Here is a 4,206-nt window from a genome sequence, read left to right as displayed (position 1 = left end):
GCTGAAACCCGCAGCAGCGATATAGCGCGATACCGGGAGATGCTGCAAGCCCTCGGTAGTGAAGATGGCGATAAGGCTCAGAGGGTGCGGGAACGCATTGCGCAAGGTGAATTCAACCAACCTGAGGTGCTTGAGCGGGTGGCTGAGACTATCCGTAATCTGCCGCAATTCCAGGTCCTTTCTGAGAGTGCTCCCGAGACGCCTGAAACCAGGGAGTTGATGGGTGCCCTTGCCCAGCGCATCCGCTCCGGGCAGTACAATTCGGAGGAGGTGCTGGAGCGGGTAGCCATGAACATCCTCAGGGATATCGGCGCCTCCTAAGCCCTTCCTATACCCCCCACTTTTTCACTTCAAGGCGGTCCCCTATAGGTAGGGGATTTTGCTTTCGTCCTGTACCTGAGTTATAGCGTGTTATATTGTTAGGGCTTTAGAGTTTTTCAGGGCCAGCGGATCCCTGGCCGGGGCAAGGGTTGGTTTGTCTCCTGGCTAGACGCTGGTTGAAAAGGAATCGTCCGGAAATGCCAGCCCAAAAAATTAATTGGCGATATCCACTATTGATGGTTACAATCGGCGCAAAATCGAGAAAGGGACGATTCATGCCCTTAGTGAATCCTTTACTCACCCCTGACAGCGCCCCTACGAAGGGAGATCTGGAAGACTTCCTGGGAGTAGGGCGTTATCGCCGGTTTGATGCTATTTATAGTGATCTGGTCAAGATGGGTTTAGATGGTATGTTTGTGTGGAGTGATCTTGATAAAATCTGGTCACTCCGTTTTGATTATGGTAAGGTTCCCATTTTTGCCATCAGATGGGGAATCGACTTTTTCTATGCCTATCTGGTTTTAACGAGCGATAGTTATACCGAGGTGATCCGGCACAAGGCTATCACGCCGGATGCCCGGCAGCTGCTCAAGAAGCACCCGCCCAACCAGGCGCGGCGCACCATGCCGGTTGAAGCCAATCTGGAAAGAATAAACGAGCAGGAGGCGTTTTTAGAGCTCTTGCCGGTTCTGATCAAGGTGCTGGCTTAGACCGTAGCGTCGCCGGTTCCATCCGGACTTATTTAATAATCAGGCCAAATACCATGTGGCCCCTTAGCGACAGGAGGGGCCGGCTTTGTTGGTCGTTTTGCGGCCTGGTTAATTTATGGCAGTGGGTTAGAAATCCCGTTTTGGGGCGGCGTTGCGGAGTGGGCGGCGGTAATACTCGAAGGTCCGGCCGGAGCCGTGCCAGTTGGGGAAGCGCTTCACGACGGTCGTATCGGTGGAAAACCGGCGCGCAATGCCCTCCAGCACGTGGCCGGTGATGTAGCGATAATTATGTTTTTTGGCCCAGTTCAGGTAGACCCGTTTCAGGGTTCGGGCAAAGCCATTGCCCCGATAGCGGGCTTGAATGACGAAGGCATAGGTGTAGAGGGTATTGTCCAGTCCGAGGTTCTGATCGAATTTAGCCCAGGGTTCCCGCGCGAAATACTCCAAGGGCACCCCGATGATGTAGCCCACAATGACGCCCTGAAACCGGGCCACGAAGGGAAGGGTTTTGGGGTAGTTGAAATATTTCCGGATGGTGGTTTTGGTCAGGCGGGTTGATTGACCGTAATCGTCGGCCAACGACTCGGAAACCTCGATCAGAGCGGGAAAATCCTCGCCCCCAACATATTCCATTAGTTCGATCTGAAAGTTCAGGGGAGATGAGGCAATAATGCGGGTGCGTGACTTTTCGCTAATATTAAAAGTGAGTTGCTCCATCGCTGCTAAATTCTTCTTGAACCTAGTTAAATAATTTAGTTTTACGCTTCATATTCATCCAGCGAAAACTTTGGCTGAACTCCCGCTACAACTGACAGTGCATGATGCGAGCGGAAATTCTTGTTACATTTGGGCTTGAACCGCTGTTAGAATCACACATCTTCGAACCACATGGAATCCAACTCAATGATTATCACAGACTCCTATATCCATCTTAGTAGAATTATCCCCAAGTGGTTGTCCTGTGGCCGTCGTTTTCCATTCATACGCTCAGGGCTCTTCGCCGCCATGGCGCTTATCCTGGGGGTTAATCTTTCCGGACAGGTGCGGCCTGTGGAAGGACTGCATCAGCACACTCCCAGAGTGCACGCTTTGACCCAGGCCACGGTCTACCCGGAGCCGGGGAAGGTGATCAAGAACGGCACCATTGTTCTGCGGGAGGGATTGATTGAAGCCGTTGGCCGGCGGGTAGATATTCCGGCTGACGCGGTGGTGATATCCCTGGAGGGTAAGACCGTCTACCCGGGATTCATCGAATCCTATTGGGAAGTTAAGCCGGGTGAGGAGGGGAAGCGTTCCGGTGCCGCATCTCAGGCGGGAGAATCGGCCGTCACATATCACTGGAGTGAGCGCGTTAAACCCGCCCGCTCGGTTCTTCTGGATGCGAAGCCCGACAGCAGCGAGATAGCGGATCTGCGGAAGTTAGGCTTCACCACGGCTCATATGGTATCCGCCAGGGGAGTTTTCCGCGGCCAGACGGCGGTGGTGGAGCTGACCGACTGGGGCCCCGAAGCCGCCGTCAGTCAGAATGTGACTCAGGCCCTGGCATTTGAGTATGGGGACTGGCGCGACCGGGACTATCCCAATTCCTTACTCGGATCTATCGCTCTTATCCGTCAGACCATGTTCGATGCTCAGTGGTACGCCAAGGCGTGGGGTGTTTACCAGCGCTATCCCGAGCTCAACGAGCGGCCGGAGGTGAATGATGACCTGGCAGTTTTAGCTCAGTCTTTAGCGGAGAACAAACCATTCTTCTTTACCACCGACGATGAGTTGGCCAGTCTGCGGGCCGGGAAGATCGCCGCCGAGTTCGGTATGCCGCTATGGGTGGTGGGGAATGGCTACGAGTACCGCCGCCTTCAGGCGCTGAAAGAGCTGGCTGCCTTCTTCATTATCCCTTTGAATTTCCCCCAGGCCCCCAAGGTGGCGACGCTGGAGGATGAGCTGCAGGTCTCTTTTGAGGCATTGCGCCACTGGGATCAGGCTCCTGACAATCCCCGGCGCCTGTCCGAGGCCGGCCTCCTCTTCGCTCTTACCAGCGGTAAGCTGAAGGAGCGGAGTGGTTTCAAGCTCAACCTTGCCCGGTCTGTGGAGCGGGGTTTCGACCGGGAGCGGGCACTGGCGGCTCTCACAACTATCCCCGCCGAGCGTCTGGGACTGGGGGCTTCCCACGGTAAAATCGCCAAGGGCCAGGTAGCTAACCTGGTGATCACCGATGGTGACTATTTCTCCAAGAAATCACGGGTGCTGGCGGTGTGGATTGGCGGCCGGGAATACGAGCTGGAGGCTGAGCCGGTGGAGGACTTCCGCGGTGAGTGGGAGCTGAGCTTTCCCATTGCACCGGGCTCTATAGCCAATTATCCCCTGCATGTCAAGGGCGAGCCCGAAGCGCTCAAAGGTCACCTCGAATGGCGCGAGAGGAGCGTGCCCCTGAATGAGCTTGCTGTCAGGAACGCGTTTGTGAGCTGGACAATCCCCGCTGACAGTATTGGAAGAGAAGGAGTCTGGCGCTTCTCGGGAACTATTTTGCGGGGCAAGGCGACCGGAACCGGGATCAGGAGTGACGGAAGCCACTTTGCCTGGGCCGCGACGAGGAAGTCGGTCTACACAGCTGATGAAGACAAAGCCGGGGAGGAAGAGGCGGTGGAGGAGGCCAGTTTATTATTGCCGCTCTATCCGGAGGGGGCTTTTGGTTGGCCGGAGCTGCCGGAACAGCCGCCCTACGTGCTGGTGCGTAACGCCACCATCTGGACCTCGGGACCGGAGGGGATTATCGAAGGGGGTGATCTGTTCATTGAAGAGGGCAAGATCAGCGCGGTGGGGCGTGGTCTGGCCGTTCCACGTAAGGCGAGGAAATCCCTGGTAGAGATCGATGGCGGCGGCAAGCACGTAACCGCGGGCATCGTCGATGCCCACAGCCATACCGCCCTGGCTTCGATTAATGAAGGGACCCAGGCCGTTACGGCGGAAGTGCGGATTCAGGACGTCATCGATAGTGACGCGATCGCTATCTACCGGGAGCTGGCCGGCGGAGTGACCATGGCCAACCTGCTCCATGGTTCGGCCAATCCCATCGGCGGCCAGACTGCGGTGATTAAGCTCCGGTGGGGTGCGGCCCCTGAGGAGCTGATTGAATGGCGGGCACCTGAGGGCATCAAGTTCGCCCTGGGGGAGAACG

4 protein-coding genes are annotated in these 4,206 nt (G+C 56.3%); 3 read left to right on the top strand and 1 reads right to left on the bottom strand.

The window, feature by feature from the left end; all coding sequences use genetic code 11:
* Together ACETWG_03945 and ACETWG_03940 are read left to right on the top strand one after the other, a co-directional pair.
* A partial coding sequence (locus ACETWG_03945) for a hypothetical protein (GenBank protein ID MFB0515741.1) occupies positions 1 to 321 on the top strand: 321 nt, incomplete at its 5' end.
* A gap of 275 nt (positions 322 to 596) precedes the next feature.
* Positions 597 to 1,031: a hypothetical protein gene (locus tag ACETWG_03940; protein MFB0515740.1), complete on the top strand. Its 435-nt coding sequence runs from the start codon at positions 597 to 599 to the stop codon at positions 1,029 to 1,031.
* Positions 1,032 to 1,157: 126 nt separating this feature from the next.
* Here ACETWG_03940 and ACETWG_03935 read toward each other — a convergent pair whose 3' ends face one another.
* Complete coding sequence (locus tag ACETWG_03935) at positions 1,158 to 1,748, bottom strand: GNAT family N-acetyltransferase (GenBank protein ID MFB0515739.1); 591 nt, start codon at positions 1,746 to 1,748, stop codon at positions 1,158 to 1,160.
* A gap of 186 nt (positions 1,749 to 1,934) precedes the next feature.
* Here ACETWG_03935 and ACETWG_03930 point away from each other — a divergent pair.
* Positions 1,935 to 4,206: amidohydrolase family protein (locus tag ACETWG_03930; protein ID MFB0515738.1), on the top strand; the 2,272-nt coding region annotated here is incomplete at its 3' end.

Source organism: Candidatus Neomarinimicrobiota bacterium, assembly GCA_041862535.1.
Classification (GTDB): Bacteria; Fidelibacterota; Marinisomatia; order SCGC-AAA003-L08; family TS1B11.
The sequence above is the reverse complement of the archived record's forward strand: the minus strand, read 5'-3'. Positions and strand labels throughout refer to the sequence as shown.